The 17,053-nt window shown below is 69.6% G+C and carries 12 protein-coding genes; 4 read left to right on the top strand and 8 right to left on the bottom strand.

Going from position 1 to position 17,053, the window contains the following annotated elements; translation table 11 throughout:
* Positions 1-83: 83 nt before the first annotated feature.
* Positions 84-788 (top strand): hypothetical protein, encoded by a 705-nt coding sequence (locus tag JMJ56_RS26125; RefSeq protein ID WP_236038593.1) that lies wholly within the window; start codon positions 84-86, stop codon positions 786-788.
* Between the two features lie 179 nt (positions 789-967).
* Here the strand turns inward: JMJ56_RS26125 and JMJ56_RS26120 are convergent, their stop codons facing one another.
* Entirely contained in the window at positions 968-3,175 is a 2,208-nt protein-coding gene (locus JMJ56_RS26120) for a carbohydrate-binding domain-containing protein (RefSeq protein WP_202834692.1), read from the bottom strand.
* 273 nt (positions 3,176-3,448) lie between these two features.
* Between JMJ56_RS26120 and JMJ56_RS26115 the strand changes: the two genes are divergently transcribed.
* Both JMJ56_RS26115 and JMJ56_RS26110 read left to right on the top strand, forming a co-directional pair.
* Positions 3,449-5,668 carry an ATP-dependent helicase gene (locus tag JMJ56_RS26115; protein WP_202834691.1) on the top strand — a complete coding sequence of 740 codons (2,220 nt, stop codon included), beginning with the start codon at positions 3,449-3,451 and terminating at the stop codon, positions 5,666-5,668.
* Positions 5,668-6,555, top strand: a complete 888-nt coding sequence (locus tag JMJ56_RS26110; protein WP_202834690.1) for a 50S ribosomal protein L11 methyltransferase — start codon at positions 5,668-5,670, stop codon at positions 6,553-6,555. The genes JMJ56_RS26115 and JMJ56_RS26110 overlap by 1 nt, the downstream gene beginning before the upstream one ends.
* Positions 6,556-6,569: 14 nt before the next feature.
* Here the strand turns inward: JMJ56_RS26110 and JMJ56_RS26105 are convergent, their stop codons facing one another.
* Positions 6,570-6,848: a DUF1127 domain-containing protein gene (locus JMJ56_RS26105; RefSeq protein WP_202834689.1), complete on the bottom strand. Its 279-nt coding sequence runs from the start codon at positions 6,846-6,848 to the stop codon at positions 6,570-6,572.
* A gap of 173 nt (positions 6,849-7,021) precedes the next feature.
* Here JMJ56_RS26105 and JMJ56_RS26100 point away from each other — a divergent pair, with 173 nt between their 5' ends.
* Positions 7,022-8,794: an aminopeptidase P family protein gene (locus JMJ56_RS26100; protein ID WP_202834688.1), complete on the top strand. Its 1,773-nt coding sequence runs from the start codon at positions 7,022-7,024 to the stop codon at positions 8,792-8,794.
* Here the strand turns inward: JMJ56_RS26100 and JMJ56_RS26095 are convergent.
* The 6 genes from JMJ56_RS26095 to ftsZ all read right to left on the bottom strand — a co-directional run bounded on the left by JMJ56_RS26095 (position 8,707) and on the right by ftsZ (position 17,022).
* Positions 8,707-9,417, bottom strand: coding sequence for a hypothetical protein (locus JMJ56_RS26095; RefSeq protein ID WP_202834687.1), 711 nt, complete (start codon positions 9,415-9,417; stop codon positions 8,707-8,709). The genes JMJ56_RS26100 and JMJ56_RS26095 overlap by 88 nt on opposite strands.
* Before the next feature lie 58 nt (positions 9,418-9,475).
* Positions 9,476-11,629, bottom strand: a complete 2,154-nt coding sequence (gene ligA, locus JMJ56_RS26090) for an NAD-dependent DNA ligase LigA (protein WP_407927955.1) — start codon at positions 11,627-11,629, stop codon at positions 9,476-9,478.
* A 2-nt stretch (positions 11,630-11,631) separates the two neighbouring features.
* Complete coding sequence (gene recN, locus JMJ56_RS26085) at positions 11,632-13,311, bottom strand: DNA repair protein RecN (protein WP_202834685.1); 1,680 nt, start codon at positions 13,309-13,311, stop codon at positions 11,632-11,634.
* A gap of 7 nt (positions 13,312-13,318) precedes the next feature.
* Positions 13,319-14,188: an outer membrane protein assembly factor BamD gene (locus JMJ56_RS26080; protein ID WP_202834684.1), complete on the bottom strand. Its 870-nt coding sequence runs from the start codon at positions 14,186-14,188 to the stop codon at positions 13,319-13,321.
* 75 nt (positions 14,189-14,263) lie between these two features.
* Positions 14,264-15,238, bottom strand: coding sequence for a UDP-3-O-acyl-N-acetylglucosamine deacetylase (lpxC, locus tag JMJ56_RS26075; protein ID WP_202834683.1), 975 nt, complete (start codon positions 15,236-15,238; stop codon positions 14,264-14,266).
* A gap of 257 nt (positions 15,239-15,495) precedes the next feature.
* Positions 15,496-17,022, bottom strand: a complete 1,527-nt coding sequence (gene ftsZ / locus JMJ56_RS26070) for a cell division protein FtsZ (RefSeq protein ID WP_202834682.1) — start codon at positions 17,020-17,022, stop codon at positions 15,496-15,498.
* Between the last annotated feature and the right edge of the window lie 31 nt (positions 17,023-17,053).

The following is a 17,053-nucleotide window of genomic DNA, read 5'->3' as shown; positions in this document are numbered from 1 at the left end:
CCATGATCCGCGTCAGCCTCGGCGCCCTCCTGCTCCGCCGCATCGCCCACCCCTAACCATTCTCAAACGGGGTCTTAAGGGGCATGCATTATGTGCACGCCGTTGTGCCCAATAAAGAAACCGTCTATTCCGACCTAATCGCGGAGACGATGCCTTTGGCGCCACGAAAGATCGTCACCCAGATTCGAGAGTTTTGGCTGCCATGGGTCATCTTCCTCGAGGATGTCCTTAGCGCTGCGAGAAAATCGACGTCCGAGCACCTATATAATCGTAACAATTCTTATTGGAATGATCTGGGGGCATCGTTCGCCTATACAGCGATCATGGCGCACCTCGCCAAGCAATGCCCTATCTATGAGCCTTTGCTTGACGTAACTGCATTGCACTACGAGGCGAAGGAGCGTGCGGAAGGGTTTGAGAAGTATATCGGCTCCGATGCTGCGTACTTCGAAACCAAAGCCGTCAACCTCGGAGCGAATGCAAAACTACGATCTACCAACAAAATTACAAACCGCGGCCGCATAGAGATCTGGGATAACCATCTTGGTCGGGGGCGCGCTGTTGTTTTCTGCGACAGCTTCACCTTCAACGTTTTGCGGCGCTTTCTCCGCGAGCAGTTCTTAGAACTGCACCTAGTTCACAGTGCCACTGTCGATTTCGCCTACATCGACAATGTCAAACCCAACGTCGTGCTCTCGATTGGCATCGAGCGGTTTTTGCCGACCGTCTTCAATGATTGGTCCGCCGCATCCGCATTAGACATAGCGTCGTCGCTAGGGAAAGCGTAGCGGTGCCGCTTTTGGTAATCAACCGTCTTCCAAAACTACTTCTGCACACCTTGGTACTTCTCTGAACGAAAACCTGAGCCGCAAGCGTTTCACGCTCGGCGCCTTCATTTAGATTTTCGTCCAGGGCTGACCTAGCCCTACCCCGGCCCCGTTTGTGTGGGACCGGGGCGCCGCGTTATTCACCCGAGCCAGTCATAGACCCGGACGAAATCGACCATGATGTCGTAGCGGCCCGGCGCGTCCGCCCCCGGCACGCCGCCATACCATGTGTCGGCTGACGCCCCGACATGGCCCTGCAGCCCGACCGTCATCTTCATGGTCGGGATGTTCTGCGTGTAGGTGTGCATCACCTGGCCATCGACGGTCATCGATACCCGGTCCGGCGTCCATTCCAGCCCGTAGACATGCCACTGGGTCAGGTCGATGTCGTAGTTGTAGCTCTCATACACGTCGCCGCCGGTCACCGGGTCGGGCCAGTGCTGGGTGACCATTCCGTCGCCCTTCGGCGTCTCGAGGATGTCGAGCTCCGGCGGCCACACGCCGTTCGCCGCCGGCCAGAGCAGGAAGCACGGCCCCATCCCCGTCACCTCGGCGCTCATCTTCGCCATGATCTCCACCTTGCCATAGGTGAAGGCGAAGCCCGGGTTCCATTGGTTCGGCGTGGTCGAGACACCACTCGTCGCCCAGCTCCCGTCGGCCATCTTGGTGATGCCGATATCGAGCATCCCGTTGCCGACGCTGACCTGCGAGTTGTCCCAGCGGAAGGCGCCGTTCCAGTAGGTCGAGCCGCCATAGCTGATCGGCCACTTCGTCGGGTCGACCCGCGTGCCGCTGAATTCGTCATTGAAGATCAGGTTGCCGAACTCGCCGGAGCCGGCGGAGGGCGCATAGGTCCAGGACGGGTCGACCAGCGTGTTCATCGCCGCGTCGATGACGCCTGCCAGCATCACCGTATCGCCCGAGCCTGGCCCGTAATGCACCAGCGTGCCGCTGATGCCGCCCACCGTCGCCGCCTCCTGCCAAACGGCGAAGGTCCCGTCGGTGGCGATGGAGAGGCGGTCCTCGCCCAACCTGAAATCGGTGATGACATCAGCGCCGTCGCCGGGCTTGAGGACGAAGACGTCGGCGTCGGCGCCGCCGGTCAAGCTGTCATTGCCGAGGCCACCGGTGATCGTGTCGGCGCCACCGCCGCCGTTGATCGTGTCCGCGCCAAGCTTGCCGGTGAGCACCTCGTTGCCCGCCGTGCCGGCGAGGGTGAGGTTGTCGGAAGGCGGCGGTGCCTCGAAGAAGGAGAAGCTCTTCATCCCGGTCGAGCCGAGAAAGAGGCTCGAATCCGAGACGGCGACGCCGCCGTAGCTCGCGCCCTCGACATAGAGGTTGCGGTCCTGCGCCACCGAGCCGCCCCAGCCGTCGTTGAGGAAGTTGACATCGACCTTGTGGGCGCCGGCCGCCCAGTCGCCTTTCAGGGTCAGCGTGTCGAACTGGCCCGAACCACGGAGCGCCGAGGCGGTGAAAGTGCCGCCGACCTGCACGCCATCGACCTTCACCGTGTACTGCGCGCTGCCGCTCCAGGCATTCTGGGTGATCTTCAGCACCAGGCTGTCCGAGCCCGTCCCGGCGACGAGGTTGAAGGACGGGAAGGGGTCCGCCGGCGGCTGCTCGGTGAAGGAGAAGCTCTGCGCGCCGGACCGGCCGAGGTTGAGCGCCGCGCCGCCGACCGCCAGCCCGGCATAGGTCGCGCTCTCGACATAGAGGTTGCGGTCGGTGTCGCTCGTCCCGCCCCAGCCGTCGTTGAGGAAATTGACCTCGACCTTGTGAGCGCCGGCCGCCCAGTTGCCCTTCAGGGTCAGCGTGTCGAACTGGCCCGAACCACGGAGCGCCGAGGCGGTGAAGGTGCCGCCGACCTGTACGCCATCGACCTTCACCGTGTACTGCGCGCTGCCCTGCCAGTGATCCTGGGTGAGCTTCAGCACCAGGCTGTCCGGCCCGCTGCCGGCGGTGAGGGAGAGGGGGTTGAAGGCCGTCTGCGCCACATTCGCCGCCGGAACCAGCGACGGGTTGGTCAGCCATTCGAGCTTCACATTGGTCAGGCCGGCCAGGAAAATCGAATCGCTCTTGGAGCCATTATAGACGACGCTGACGCCTGGGATGCCGTTGACGGTCGTCTGATACACCCAGGGGTTGTAGGTGCCGCTGGCGATGGACAACCGGTCCACGCCGAGCTGGAAGTCGTTGATGATGTCCGCTCCGTCACCGGCCCTGAACGCGAAGAGGTCTGCCCCAGCCCCGCCAGTCATCAGATCGGCGCCCGTGCCGCCGGTGATGGTGTCGACGCCTGCTGCTCCCTTCAATGTGTCGTTGCCAAAGGTACCGGTGATGACGGGCATGGGGGGGATCTCGCTACTGACAACCGGGGAGCGCCCCTCGGTTCCCTTTATACAACTTCAAATTGATGTGATCGTCAAACTAAAACCCCGTGAATTGCAACCAAACAGCGTGAGTTACATCCAGTGCCGGTCAGGATCTGCCCGCTCGCACCAGCCGCACCCCGTCAATCCGGCGGCGCCGTACCATGAAGCCCGGACGAGGTGAGGAGGCAGGCAAGGGCAGGGGGTGCCGATGCGGTTGGAGAGGTTCGTCGAAGGTTCTATAGCTGAGGGGTGTCCGCACCACTCCCCACTCCCTCTTCGCCCGGCGACGACTACCTCGCCCGCCTCAACCCCGAGCAGCGGGAGGCGGTCGAGACGCTCGATGGCCCGGTGCTGATCCTGGCCGGCGCCGGCACCGGCAAGACCCGCGTGCTGACCACGCGCTTCGCCCATCTGCTGAAATCCGGCCGCGCCTGGCCCGGCCAGGTTCTCGCCGTCACCTTCACCAACAAGGCGGCGCGGGAGATGCGCGAGCGCGTCTCCGCCATTCTCGGCCAGCCGGCCGAGGGGCTCTGGCTCGGCACCTTCCATGCCCTCTGCGCGCGGATGCTTCGCCGCCATGCGGAGTTCGTCGGCCTCACCAGCGCCTTCACCATCCTCGACACCGACGACCAGATGCGCCTGCTGAAGCAGGTGATGGAGGCCGCCGGCATCGACCTGAAGCGCTGGCCGGCGCAGGGGTTGATGGGCCAGATCCAGCGCTGGAAGGACCGCGGCCTCGCCCCCGACCGCGTGACGCCGGCCGAGGACACCGACTACGCCGCGGGCAAGGCACGCGGCCTCTACGCCGCCTACCAGTCCCGCCTGCGCGACCTCAATTGCTGCGACTTCGGCGACCTGATGCTCCATGTGACGGAGATCTTCCGCACCCGGCCGGAGGTGCTGGCCGACTGGCAGCGGCGCCTGCGCTACATCCTGGTCGACGAATACCAGGACACCAACCTCGTCCAGTACTACTGGCTCCGCCTGCTGGCGCAGTCGCACCGCAACATCTGCTGCGTCGGCGACGACGACCAGTCGATCTATTCCTGGCGCGGCGCCGAGATCGAGAACATCCTCCGCTTCGAGAAGGATTTCCCGAACGCCAAGGTCGTCCGCCTCGAGAGCAACTACCGCTCCACCAAGCCGATTCTCGCCGCCGCCTCCCACCTCATCGCCCACAACAGCGGCCGCCTCGGCAAGACGCTGCGGGCTGGCCGCAACGATGCCGAGGGTGACAAGGTCCGCGTCGTCTCGCTCTGGGATTCCGAGGAGGAGGCCCGCATGGTCGGCGAGCGGATCGAGGCCTTCAAGCGCAGCGGCCACAAGCTCGCCGAGATCGCCATCCTGGTCCGCGCCGGCTTCCAGACCCGCGCCTTCGAGGAGCGGCTGATCACCCTCGGCCTGCCCTACCGCGTCATCGGTGGCCTGAAATTCTACGAGCGGGCCGAGATCCGCGACGCCATGGCCTATCTCCGCGTCCTCGCCCAGCCGGCGGACGACCTCGCCTTCGAGCGCATCGTCAACACGCCGAAGCGCGGCCTCGGCGACACCGCCATGCGCCGCATGCACGAGATCGCCCGCGCCGAGAGCATCCCGCTCGCCGCCGCCGCGCATCGCCTGTTGCCGAACCTCACCGCCAAGCCCCGGGCCGCCCTCGGCGAGCTGCTGCACGGCTTCGCCCGCTGGCGCGAGGGGCTGTCGAAGGAAGGCCACGTCGTCACCGCCGCCACCCTGCTCGACGAGAGCGGCTACACGGAGATGTGGAAGCAGGACAAGTCGCCCGAAGCTCCTGGCCGGCTCGAGAACCTGAAGGAGTTCATCCGGGCGCTCGGCGAATTCGAGAGCCTCGCCGGCTTCCTCGAACACGTCGCGCTGGTGATGGAGAACGACGAGAATTCCGAAGGCGACCGCCTCTCGCTGATGACGCTGCACGCCGCCAAGGGCCTGGAGTTCGACACCGTCTTCCTCCCCGGCTGGGAGGAGGGCCTCTTCCCCCATGCCCGCGCCATGGAGGAGGGCGGCGAGAAGGGGCTCGAGGAGGAGCGCCGCCTCGCCTACGTGGGCATCACGCGCGCCCGGAAGCAGGCCATCATCTCCGCCGCCGCCAACCGCCGTATCTATGGCAACTGGTCCGCCTCCGTCCCCAGCCGCTTCCTTGAGGAACTGCCGGCCGCGCATATCCAGCGCGAGGGCAGCGCCAGCATGGCCCGGCAGCGCGTGGCGGAGATGCCCTCCGTCTTCACCGGCGCCGGCGGGCTGCAATCCCGCAAGCCGCGGGTGATCGAGGCCGGCGCCTGGGAGGTCCAGTCCCGCCCCTCCCACGCCCAGCCGCTGAAGCCCGGCGAGCGCGTGTTCCACAAGAAATTCGGCTATGGCCGGGTGACGGCGGTGGACGACAACCGCATCGAGGTCGATTTCGAGAAATCCGACCCCAAGCGGGTGCTGGACAGCTTCCTGGAGCGTGCCTGATGCTGTCCCGCCGCCGCGCCGAGCCGCTGGAAGTGCTCATCATCGAGGGCTTGCCCGAGGCGGCCATCCCCGCCTTCGAGGCCGCCTTGCAGACCGTCTGCGCCACGGTTGCCTATTTTCGCGAGGAGCCGGCCGAGACCTGGCGCCTCGAGGGCGTCCGCGAGGCCGGCGCCCATCATGATGAGCTGGAAGGGGCGCTCGCCCTAGCGGCCCTCGTCTCCGGCATCGACACGCCCGCGCTCCAGGCCGGCCCGATCGAGGCCGAGGGCTGGCTCGCCCGTACCATCGAGAGCTTCCCCGAGGCGCCGATCGGCCGCCGCTTCCTGATCCGCCCGACCCACCTGCCGAATCCGCGGGAGCATGGCCGCATCGTCCTGCGATTGGATGCCGGTCTCGCCTTCGGCAGCGGCGAGCATGCCTCGACGCAGGGATGCCTCATGGCCTTCGAGGGCATGGCGCATCGCCGCCCGCGCCGCGTGCTCGATCTCGGCACCGGCTCGGCGATCCTCGCCCTGGCCGCGGCGCTATGGCTGAAACGCCCCGTGCTGGCGACGGATATCGACCCCTGGTCGGTTCGCGTCGCGCGGGAGAATGCGGTGTTGAACGGGGTGCAGCGCCTGCTGCATCCGCGCCTGGCGGATGGCTGGAAGAGCCGGGCGATGCAGGCCCGGCGCTACGACCTGATCTTCGCCAATATCCTGGCCCGGCCGCTCTGCGCCATGGCGCATGAGTTGGCGGCGCATCTGGCACCGGGCGGCACCGCCATCCTTGCCGGGCTGCTCGGCAACCAGGCACGGATGGTGCTGGCGGCGCATCGCCGCCAGGGCCTCAGGCTCGAGCGGCGCATCGATATCGGCGCCTGGACCACGTTGGTCCTGCGCCGGTAGCGATGCCCCGTGCCTTAGCGCCTCATCTCGCCGTGGGCGACGCGGTCAAGATCGCCGCGGGTCAGGCCGATATCCGTCAGCTCGCGCTCGGAGAGCGAGGCCAGCTCGGCGCGCAGCCGGGCCCGGGCCGGCCAGCCGAAGATCGCATCGGCGATCCGCGCCAGGCCGCGCAGCAGGGCCGCCTGGTTCGCGCGGCCGGCCGCCTCGCGCAGCGAGGCGATCCGCTCGGCAGCGGGGTTGCGGGGCAGGGGGAGGAGCAGAGCCGCCTCCGCCTTGGTCATGCGGGCGTCCATTGTCTGGGTTCCAATCCTTGCGAGGCGGTCTTTTCCGTCTCGCTTCGCACTGCAGCAATTAGGCACGAAAGCAGATTGTTGCTCGTGCGAAGAGCACAGCCGAGCCATGCATGCGGCGCGGGGTGCTGTCACATTCCCTGCATTTTTGTTTTACCATTTCGTGAGGGTTGCTGATGAATCCCGCCGAACGCCTCGCCGCCCTCCGCGCCGAACTCGCTCGCGCCGGGGTGGATGGCTTTCTCGTCCCCCGCGCCGACGAGTATCTGGGTGAGTATGTCCCCCCCTCCGGCGAGCGCCTGGCCTGGCTCACCGGCTTCACAGGCAGCGCCGGCCTCGCCGTCGTGCTGGCGGACCGTGCCGCCCTTTTCACCGATGGCCGCTACACCACCCAGGCCGCCCAGCAGACCGACACCACGCTCTGGGAGCAGCGCCACATCACCGAGCAGCCCGCTGCCGACTGGCTCGCCGAGCACGCCGCCGGACGGCGCATCGGCTACGATCCCTGGCTGCATGCCGAGGCCGCCCTTGGCCGGCTGGAGCGCCCCGGCTTCTCCTTCGTCCCCCTGCCGGCCAACCCGCTCGACGCCGTCTGGACCGACCGTCCACAGCCGCCGATGGCCGAGGCCCGCCCGCATCCGCTGCGCTATGCCGGCGTCGCCGCCGCCGAGAAGCGCGCCAATGCTGCAGCGGCCCTACGTGCCGCCGGCGAGGATGCCGCCGTGCTCGCCGACCCCCACTCCCTCGCCTGGCTGCTGAACATCCGCGGCGGCGACCTTGACCACACCCCGCTCGCCCTCGGCTTCGCCCTGCTGCGCGCCGATGCCTCGGCCGAGCTCTACATGGACCCAGCCAAGGTCCCGGCCGAGACGCGCAGCCATCTCGGCAATGACGTGGTGGTCCGCCCCCGCTCCGACCTTCCCGCCGCCCTGGCTGGCCTTGCGGGGAAGACGGTCCGCCTCGACCCGGATGCGACGCCCGCCTGGTTCGCCGCCCACCTGCGCGAGGCCGGCGCCACCATCGCCCAGGGCGACGACCCCTGCCGCCTGCCGCGGGCCTGCAAGAACACGGTGGAGCGCGAGGGCGCCCGCAGCGCCCACCGCCGCGACGCGGTGGCGCTCGCCCGTTTCCTCGCCTGGTTCGCCGCCGCGGCGCCCACCGGCCGCGAGACGGAGATGAGCGCCGCGGAGCACCTGCTGGCCTTCCGCCGCGAGGTGCCGCTCTTCCAGGCCGAGAGCTTCCCGGCCATCAGCGGCGCCGGCGAGAACGGCGCCGTCATCCATTACCGCGTGGCGCCGGAGACCAACCGCCCCATCCGCCCGGACGAGTGCTATCTGACCGATAGCGGCGCCCAGTTCCTCGACGGCACGACCGATGTGACGCGCACGCTCTGGACCGGCCCCGGCCCGGCGCCCGAGGCGCTGCGCGCCCGCTATACCCGCGTCCTCCAGGGCCATGTCGCGCTGGCCACGCTGCGTTTTCCGAAAGGCGTCGCCGGCCCGCATATCGACGCCATCGCCCGCCGCGCGCTCTGGCAGGCCGGCCTGGATTTCGACCATGGGACGGGGCATGGCGTCGGCAGCTTCCTCTCCGTCCATGAGGGCCCCGCCTCCATCAGCCGCGCGGCGAAGCCCGTGCCGCTCGCCGCCGGGATGATCCTTTCCGACGAGCCCGGCTACTACCTGCCCGGCCAGTACGGCATCCGCATCGAGAACCTCCTCCTTGTCCGCGACGCCGAGCCGCAGCCCGACCAGGTCAAGCCTTTCCTCGAATTCGAGACCCTGACCCTCGCCCCCTACGCCCGCGCCCTCATCGAACCCGCCCTGCTCTCGGCGGCCGAGCGGGGTTGGATCGACGCCTATCACGCCCGCGTCCTCGCCCTGATCGCCCCGGGCTGCGACGCCGCCACCTCGGCCTGGCTGGAGGAGGCCTGCCGCCCGCTCAGTTGATGCCCGGCAGGCTCCGCAACCCGGTCAGCCCCCCGCCATGGGCCCGGTCGTCGAAGATGAAGCTGACCCGCCCCGGCATCGAGGCTGAGCTGTCTGGCCGTTTCCGCCGCGACGAGATCCTTGCCGCTGCCCGCGCTGATCCGCAGCGCCGCCGACCGCGCCCGGTCTGCGACCAGCGCATAGGCCGTGATCATGATGTCCCCGCCACCCGCCGTGACCTCCGTCATCGCCCCGCCAGTGGGGGTGATGGCGGTCGTGGAGACGATGCTGTCCGTCGAGGCTGGATCGACCTGCACTCTGGCAATCGCCGGCGGCCCGCCGCTGCCCGACACCGCCGAGAGGTTGCCCGCCCCGCCGAGCGTCCTCGAGCCCGGCGCCGTCAGCCTGATCCTCGGCGGCCCGTAGACCAGCGGCGCCGAAGGCTGCGCCTGCCCGCCATTCGTCGCCTGAATCAGGCCGAGCAGCAGCCGTGCCTGCGCCGAGAGCTCGATGCTGTTCTGCACCCCGCCACTTCCGGCAGATGGCGTGCCAGCCGCGCTGGCGGCCGTGCCGCCGATGGCGGGCGGCGTTGCCTGGGCATAGGCCTGCCTGGCCCAGAAGCTGAGGTCCGCTGCGCTGAGCATGGCCTTACGGTGCGTTTTGCCCGCCCAGCTTGCCCCCGCGAGGGTTAAGGAAGGGTTCCTACCCGAACCCCGCCATCTCCCGCCACTCCGCCTCGGTCAGCACGCGGAGGCCAAGCTCCGCCGCCTTCTTCGCCTTGCTGCCCGCATCCGCGCCGACCACGACGAAATCCGTCCGCGCCGAGACGCTCTTCGTCACCTTGGCGCCGAGCGTCTCCGCCCGCGCCTCCGCCTCCGGCCGCGTCATCGTCTCGAGCGTGCCGGTGAAGACCAACGTCTTGCCTGCGAAGGGGCTGTCCGCCGCGGCACTCGCCACCGGCACGGGCGCCACCTCCCGCGCCAGGTCGTCGAGCGCCGCGAGGTTGCGCGGCTCCTCGAAGAAGTCGACCAGCTCCTGCGCGATTGCCGGCCCGATCCCCTGGATCGAGCCCAGCTCCTCCCGCGCCTCGGAGCCGACGATGCGCGCCGCCAGCATCCGCTCCCGCCATTCGGGCAGCGTGCCGTAGTGCCGTGCCAGAAGCTTGGCATTCGCCTCGCCGATGCGGCGGATGCCGAGGGCGAAGATGAACCGGTCGAAGGGCGGCGCCCGCCGCGCCTCGATGGCGGCGAGCAGGTTCGTCACCTTCTTCGACTCCTCCGCCCGCTTGGAGCGCGCGCCCCAGCCCTCCCAGCGCCGCATCCGGTCGGCATGCCCGGCGAGGCGGAAGATGTCGGCGGGGCCCCCGACCAGCCCCTCGTCATGCAACGTCTGGATGTTCTCCTCGCCGAGCCCCTCGATATCCATTGCGTTGCGCGCGACGAAATGCTTCAGCCGCTCGACGGTCTGCGCTGGGCAGATCAACCCGCCGGTGCAGCGCTTCACCACCTCCCCCGGCGGCCGCACCGCATGGCTGCCGCAGGCCGGGCAGCGCTCGGGGAAGGCGAAGGGCTCGGCGCCCTCGGGCCGCTTCTCCAGCACCACGGAGACGATCTGCGGGATCACGTCGCCCGCCCGTTGCAGCACGACGGTGTCGCCGAGCCGCACATCCTTGCGCGCGATCTCGTCCTCGTTGTGCAGCGTCGCGTGCTGCACCATGACTCCGCCGACATTGACCGGCTGCATCACCGCCCGCGGCGTCAACGCCCCCGTCCGCCCGACCTGAATCTCGATCCGCAGCAGGGTAGTGGTCGCCCGCTCCGCCGGGAACTTCCAGGCGACCGCCCAGCGCGGCGCCCGGCCGACGAAGCCGAGCCGCGACTGCCAGTCCAGCCGGTCGAGCTTGTAGACGACGCCATCGATATCGTAGTCGAGCCCGGCCCGCTCCGTGCCCATGCGCGCCTGGAACTCGGCCGCCGCATGCTCATCCGGCAGCAGCGCCGAGAGCGGGTTGACGCGGAAGCCCCAGCGCTTCAGCACATCCAGATACCCGGAATGCGTCTCCGCCACCGGCGTGCTCGACGCCCCCTGCGCATAGGCGAAGAACTGCAAGGGCCGCCGCGCCGTCACCTCCGGATCGAGCTGTCGCAGCGAACCCGCCGCCGCATTGCGCGGATTGGCCGGGATGCGGATCTCCGGCCCCACCTTCTCGCCGCGCGTGCGCCTCTGCTCCCGCTCCTCGGCCAGCCGCGCCTGCTCGTCGCGGAAGGCGATGAAATCCGCCTTCGCCATGAAGACCTCGCCGCGGATCTCGATCCGTGCCGGCGCATCCGGCCCGAGCCGCCGCGGCAGCTCGCCCTCGCGCAGCGTCTCGAGGTTGCGGGTGATGTCCTCCCCCTGCGTGCCATCGCCCCGCGTCGCGCCGCGGACGAAGACACCGTTCTCATAGGTCAGGTTGACCGAGAGCCCGTCGATCTTCGGCTCGCCGACGAAGCGCAGCACCTCCTCCTGCGGCAGGCCGAGGAAGCGCCGGATGGTCCGCGTGAACTCGGCGAATTCCTCCGGGTTGAAGACATTGTCGAGGCTCAGCATCGGCGTGCCGTGCCGCGCCTTGGCGAAGCCCGCCGCCGGCGCTGCGCCGGGCGCGGCCTCGCTCGGGCTGTCGCTGCGCTTCAGCTCGGGGAAGCGCGCCTCGATCGCCGCGTTGCGCCGCCGCAGCGCATCATACTGGGCATCGGTAATCTCGGGTGCGTCGTTCTGGTGATAGGCGATGTCGGCCGCCGCAATCTCGGCCGCGAGCGCGGCAAGTTCGGCTGCAGCTTCCTCCTCTGTCAGCTTCTCGGGCGGCAAGGTGCGCAGGTTCACAGCAAGCCACCCGTCAGCAGGCTGTCCGCCGCCGCCCGCGCCGCATCCGTCACCCGTTCGCCCGCCAGCATCCGCGCGATCTCCTCGCGCCTCTCGCGCTTGTCGAGCGGCTCCACCACCGTCGTCGCCCGCTCGCCCTTTACCTGCTTGGCCACGCGCAGCTGCTGCGCCCCGCGCGCCGCCACCTGCGGGCTATGCGTTACCACCAGCACCTGCAGCCGCTCGGCCACGCGCTCCAGCCGCTCGCCGACGGCCGCCGCCGTGGCGCCGCCGATGCCCGCATCCACCTCGTCGAAGATCAGCGTCGGCACCGGCGAGCCGCGCGCCAGCACCACCTTCAGCGCCAGCATCAGCCGCGACAGCTCGCCGCCCGAGGCGATCTTCTGCAAATGTCCCGGCGTCTGGCCTGGATTCGTCGAGACGAGGAAGGTGACACGATCCATCCCGTCCGCCGCCCAGCCGTTCTCGTCCCGCGCTGCGACCTCGACGAAGAAGCGCGCCCGGTCGAGCTTCAAGGGCGGCAGCTCCTTGGCGAGCGCCCGCTCCAGCCGCCCCGCCGCCTCGCGCCGCGCCGAGGACAGCGCTTCGCCCGCCGCCAGATAAGCCCGGCGCGCCTCGCCCGCCGCCTGCTCCAGCCGCGCCACCTGCCCGCTGCCGGCATCCAGCGCGCCGAGCCGCTCCTTCAACGACACCAGAAGCCCCGGCAGCTCGACCACGGCCACGCCATGCTTCCGCGCCGCCGCCCGCAGGCCGAACAGCCGGTCCTCCAGCACTTCCAGCCGGCGCGGATCGGGCCCGTCCTCCAGCATCAGCCGTTGCAGCAGGGTCTCCGCCTCGGCGAGCGAGTCCTGCGCAGCGCCCAGCAGGGCGACGATGGCCTGGGCTTCCTCATTGGGTGGCGGCAGCCGCTCCAGCGAGCGGGCTGCACTGCGCAGCGCCTCCGCCGGCCCGCCCCGGCGCCGGTCCTTCGGCTGCAGTTCGGCCAAGGCGCTGGCGATGCTCTCGCCGCGCCGCTCGCCCTGCTGCAGGCGCTGCCGCTCCTGCGACAGCTCCTCCTCCTCGCCCTCCACTGGTGCGAGATCGGAGAGTTCCTGCACGGCATGGCGGAGGAACTCCTCGTCCCGCTGCGCCGCGGCGATCGCCTCGCGCGCCGCGGCAAGGCCGCGCTCCGCCTCCCGCCAGCCCCGCCAGGCCGCACCCACCGTGTTCCGCCTGCCCTCGAGCCCGCCGAAGGCATCGAGCAGCCCGGCATGGGTCGCCGGATCGGCAAGCCCCACCTGATCGTGCTGCCCCTGCACCTCCACCAGTGTCGCCGCCAGCCGCCGCAGCAGCCCGACCGACACAGGCTGGCCGTTGACGAAGGCGCGGCTTCGCCCGTCCGCCTGCACGGTGCGGCGGAGCACCAGCATCTCCTCCGGGTCCATGTCCTGTTCGGCGAGGATGGCGTAGGCCGGATGCCCCTCGGGCGGCACGAAGCCGGCGGCGACCGAGCATTGTGCCTGCCCGGCCCGCACCATGCCCGCCTCCGCCCGCTGCCCGCAGGCAAGGCCGAGGCTGTCGAGCAGGATCGATTTGCCGGCACCCGTCTCGCCGGTCAGCACCGTCAGCCCGAGCCCGAAGGACAGGTCGAGCCGTTCGATCAGCACCACATCGCGGATCGCCAGGGAGGCGAGCATGCTGTGACTAGAAAATCCAGTTCCAGGCCCGCCGCGCGAAGCCGGGCCGGTCGCCCGGAGCGGGCGTCGCGCCACCGACCAGCAGAGCGTAGCTGTCTTGGTACCATGGGCTGCCGGGGAAGTTGTGGCCGAGCACCGCCGCCGTCTTCTTCGCCTCATCGACGAGGCCAAGGGTCAGGTAGATCTCGGTCAGCCGGTGCAGCGCCTCGGGGACGTGGTTGGTGGTCTGGTAGTCCTCCACCACCTTCTTGAACCGCCCGATCGCGGCGCCGTAGAGCTTCTGCCGTTGGTAGAAGCGGCCGATGTTCATCTCCTTGCCTGCCAGGTGGTCGCGGCCGAGATCGAGCTTGAGCCGCGCATCCCGCGCATAGGCGCTGTCGGGGAAGCGGTTCACCACATCCTGCAGCGCCGCCATGGCCTGTTCCGTGGTGCGCTGGTCGCGGTCAGCCTCGGCGATCTGCTCATAGTAGCAGAGCGCGCGCAGGTAATAGGCATAGGCGATGTCGCGATGCGCCGGATGCAGCTGGATGAAGCGGTCGAGCGCGCCGATCGCCTCGGTGTAGCGGTTGCGCATGTACTCGCCATAGGCGGACATGATCTTCGCATTGGTCGCCCAGGCCGAGAGCGGATGGTCCCGCTCCACCTGGTCGAACAGGTCGACCGCCGGCTGGTAGCGCCGCGCCTGCAAGGCCTCGATCCCCGCCGCGTAAAGCCCCTCGGGCGAACGGTCGAGCACGTTGTTGACCCGTGCGGCCGTCTGGCGCTCGTTGTCGAGGGTCGACTGCTTGCCGTCCCAGTTGCCGCCAAAGAGCGAGCAGCCCGGCAGCGCCGCAAGGGCCAGCCAGAGGGAGAGCAGAGGGGGAAGGCGTCGGATCATCACGGACCGGTCGAAGGGGAGGGCCCGGCTTATAGCACCCAGCCGCCCGGGTCCACAGGGGCCCGGGTAGCGGTCTCAGGCCACCGCCATCGCCGGCTGCCGGGTAGCCACATACTCGGCCGCCGGCAGCGCCTGCGGCAGGGTGAAGGAGGGCACCGCGCGCCAGTTGGCGGGGTCGGCGAAGAGCGTCCGCAGCAGCCGGTTGTTCAGCGCATGGCCGGAGCGATGCCCGCTGAACCGCCCGCGGATCGGTGCGCCGGCCAGCGCCAGATCGCCCACCACGTCGAGCAGCTTGTGCCGCACGAACTCGTCCGCCTGGCGCAGCCCGCCCGGGTTCAGCACCAGCGGCCCGTCGACCACCACCGCATTGGCGAGGCTGCCGCCCTGGGCGAGGCCGGCGGCGCGCAGCCGGGCCACCTCCTCCGCCAGGGTGAAGGTCCGCGCCTCGGCCAACTCGGCGCGGAACTCGCGCGGCGAGATCTGCGCCGCGAGCGACTGCCGGCCGATCGCCGTGCCCGGGAAGTCGATGGTGAGCGCCGCTTCCAGCCGGTCGCCGCCGGTCGGCTCAAGCATCGCCCAGGCGGCGTTCGGGCCCTCGCCCTCCTGCACCCGCACCGGGCGCAGCACCTCGATCGCCTCCGGCAGGCCGAGCCCGGCCTGGGCAACGAGCCCGGTGCAGTCGATGAGGAAGACGAAGGGCGCCGCGGATCCGTCGAGGATCGGCACCTCCGGCCCATCCAGCTCGACGATCGCGTCGTCGACGCCGCAGCCGGCCAGCGCCGCCATCACATGCTCGACCGTGCCGACCCGCACCTCCGGCGCTTCGGCCAGGCCGAGCGCGGTGCACAACCGGGTATCGACCACATGGTCGTAGAGAGCCGGGATCTCGATCCCGAGATCGGTGCGGCGGAAGCGGATGCCGGCCCCGGCCTCGGCCGGGCGCAGGGTCAGGCTCACGCGCTTGCCGCTGTGCAGGCCGATGCCGACGCAGCCGATGGCGGCCTTCAGCGTCCGGCGGCGGCCTGTCTCAAGCGGGAAGTATCCGTCCATGCCTACCCCTGTTGGAAACCCGGCGCCCATGGAGGGAGCGGCCGGGATGTCGTTGAGGCGTCTGCCCAGCCCAATACCTGGCACCGCCACGGGGGTTCCGCGAGTCAAGGCTTATTACTTCATATTACGGCATAACATATTGATTTTACGAGGTTTTTGCGCCGCACATTGCACACGCAAGCCGTGATGAGCGCGGATGCAGAACGGGCCGCCCCGGTCAGGGCGGCCCGCTTCAGGCGACAGAGTATGTCCTGGCGTCAGTTCGACTGGCGTCGCAGGAAGGTCGGGATCTCGAAATCCACCTGGCCTTGCGGCGCCTCGGCCGGGCGCTGCGCCACCGGCTGGTCGAGCCGCGGGGCGACCGGCGCCGGGGTCGGCTCGGTCAGCGTCCGCCGCATGCCGTTCTGCGCCGCGCCGGTGACGAGGCCGAACAGGCCGCGGATGCCGCCCGTGCCTGCCGGCCGGGCCGGAACGGGCGGCGCCTGCACCGCGGCCACCGGCGACACGGCGACCGGCGCCGTCACGGGCGCCGCCGTCGCGACCGGCTCGTCCTCGGCCTGGACCATCACCTGGAGGTTCGGCGCGGCCGGGGAGGGCGCCGAGGCGACGGGCGCCGCCGCCACCGCCGTCCGCAGCGCCCCGCCACGCGTCGGCATCACCCGCGGCGCGCCCAGCGGACCGGCCACCCCTGCCGCGGCCGTCATCGCCGGCCGGCCCGGGCGCCCGCCCGGCAACATGGTCAGGCCGGCCTGCGGTGCGACCGTCGCAACCGGCGCCGCCTGCACGGCGACCGGCGCCGCCGCCTGCGTCACCTGCGCATCGATGCCCGTGGCGACGACCGAAACGCGCAGCCGCCCGTTCAGGTCTTCCTCGACCGAGGTGCCGAAGATGATCTGCGCATCCTCGTCCACTTCCTTGCGGATGCGGTTGGCGGCCTCGTCGACCTCGAAGAGGGTCATGTCATAGCCGCCGGTGATGTTGATCAGCACGCCGCGCGCGCCGCGCAGCGAGGCATCGTCCAGCAGCGGGTTGCTGATCGCGCGCTCGGCGGCCTTCACCGCGCGGTCGTCGCCATCGGCCTCGCCGGTACCCATCACCGCCTTGCCCATCTCCGCCATGACGGTGCGGATGTCGGCGAAGTCGAGATTGACCAGGCCCGGCTTGATCATCAGGTCGGTGACGCCGCGCACGCCGTCATAAAGCACCTCGTCCGCCAGCTTGAAGGCTTCGGCGAAGGTCGTGCGCTCCGTCGCCATCCGGAACAGGTTCTGGTTCGGGATGATGATCAGCGTGTCGACGAAATTCTGCAGCTCCTCGATGCCCGACTCGGAGGCGCGCTTGCGCTTCGGCCCCTCGAAGTCGAAAGGCTTCGTCACCACGCCCACCGTCAGCACGCCCCGCTCGCGCGCCATGCGGGCAATGACCGGCGCGGCGCCCGTGCCCGTGCCGCCACCCATGCCGGCGGTGATGAAGACCATGTGGCAACCGTCGAGATGCCGCGCCAGTTCCTCCGTCGCCTCTTCCGCCGCAGCGCGCCCGATTTCCGGCTTCGCCCCGGCGCCGAGCCCCTGCGTCAGGTGCGGGCCGAGCTGCACGCGCTTCTCCGCCTTGGAATGCACCAGCGACTGCGCATCCGTATTGGCGACGACGAACTCGACCCCTTCGAGGCCCATGGCGATCATGTTGTTGACCGCATTCGTGCCACCACCGCCGACGCCGATGACGGTGATGCGCGGGGTGAAATCGGTGTGCTGGACGACAGGCAGGGTGAGGTTGAGGGTCATGCGGGGATCTCCTCGCGGCAACGTAAACGAG

This window comes from Belnapia arida (assembly GCF_016773205.1).
Taxonomy (GTDB): Bacteria; Pseudomonadota; Alphaproteobacteria; order Acetobacterales; family Acetobacteraceae; genus Belnapia; species Belnapia arida.
This window is presented reverse-complemented; position numbering and strand designations above follow the sequence as displayed.

Excerpts from the sequence above, each read along its gene's own strand:
- JMJ56_RS26125 (WP_236038593.1), top strand. The coding sequence starts at position 84 with ATGCATTATGTGCACGCCGTTGTGCCCAATAAAGAAACCGTCTATTCC.
- JMJ56_RS26120 (WP_202834692.1), bottom strand. The coding sequence starts at position 3,175 with ATGCCCGTCATCACCGGTACCTTTGGCAACGACACATTGAAGGGAGCA.
- JMJ56_RS26110 (WP_202834690.1), top strand. The coding sequence starts at position 5,668 with ATGCTGTCCCGCCGCCGCGCCGAGCCGCTGGAAGTGCTCATCATCGAG.
- JMJ56_RS26105 (WP_202834689.1), bottom strand. The coding sequence starts at position 6,848 with ATGGACGCCCGCATGACCAAGGCGGAGGCGGCTCTGCTCCTCCCCCTG.
- JMJ56_RS26100 (WP_202834688.1), top strand. The coding sequence starts at position 7,022 with ATGAATCCCGCCGAACGCCTCGCCGCCCTCCGCGCCGAACTCGCTCGC.
- JMJ56_RS26095 (WP_202834687.1), bottom strand. The coding sequence starts at position 9,417 with ATGCTCAGCGCAGCGGACCTCAGCTTCTGGGCCAGGCAGGCCTATGCC.
- recN (WP_202834685.1), bottom strand. The coding sequence starts at position 13,311 with ATGCTCGCCTCCCTGGCGATCCGCGATGTGGTGCTGATCGAACGGCTC.
- JMJ56_RS26080 (WP_202834684.1), bottom strand. The coding sequence starts at position 14,188 with ATGATCCGACGCCTTCCCCCTCTGCTCTCCCTCTGGCTGGCCCTTGCG.
- lpxC (WP_202834683.1), bottom strand. The coding sequence starts at position 15,238 with ATGGACGGATACTTCCCGCTTGAGACAGGCCGCCGCCGGACGCTGAAG.
- ftsZ (WP_202834682.1), bottom strand. The coding sequence starts at position 17,022 with ATGACCCTCAACCTCACCCTGCCTGTCGTCCAGCACACCGATTTCACC.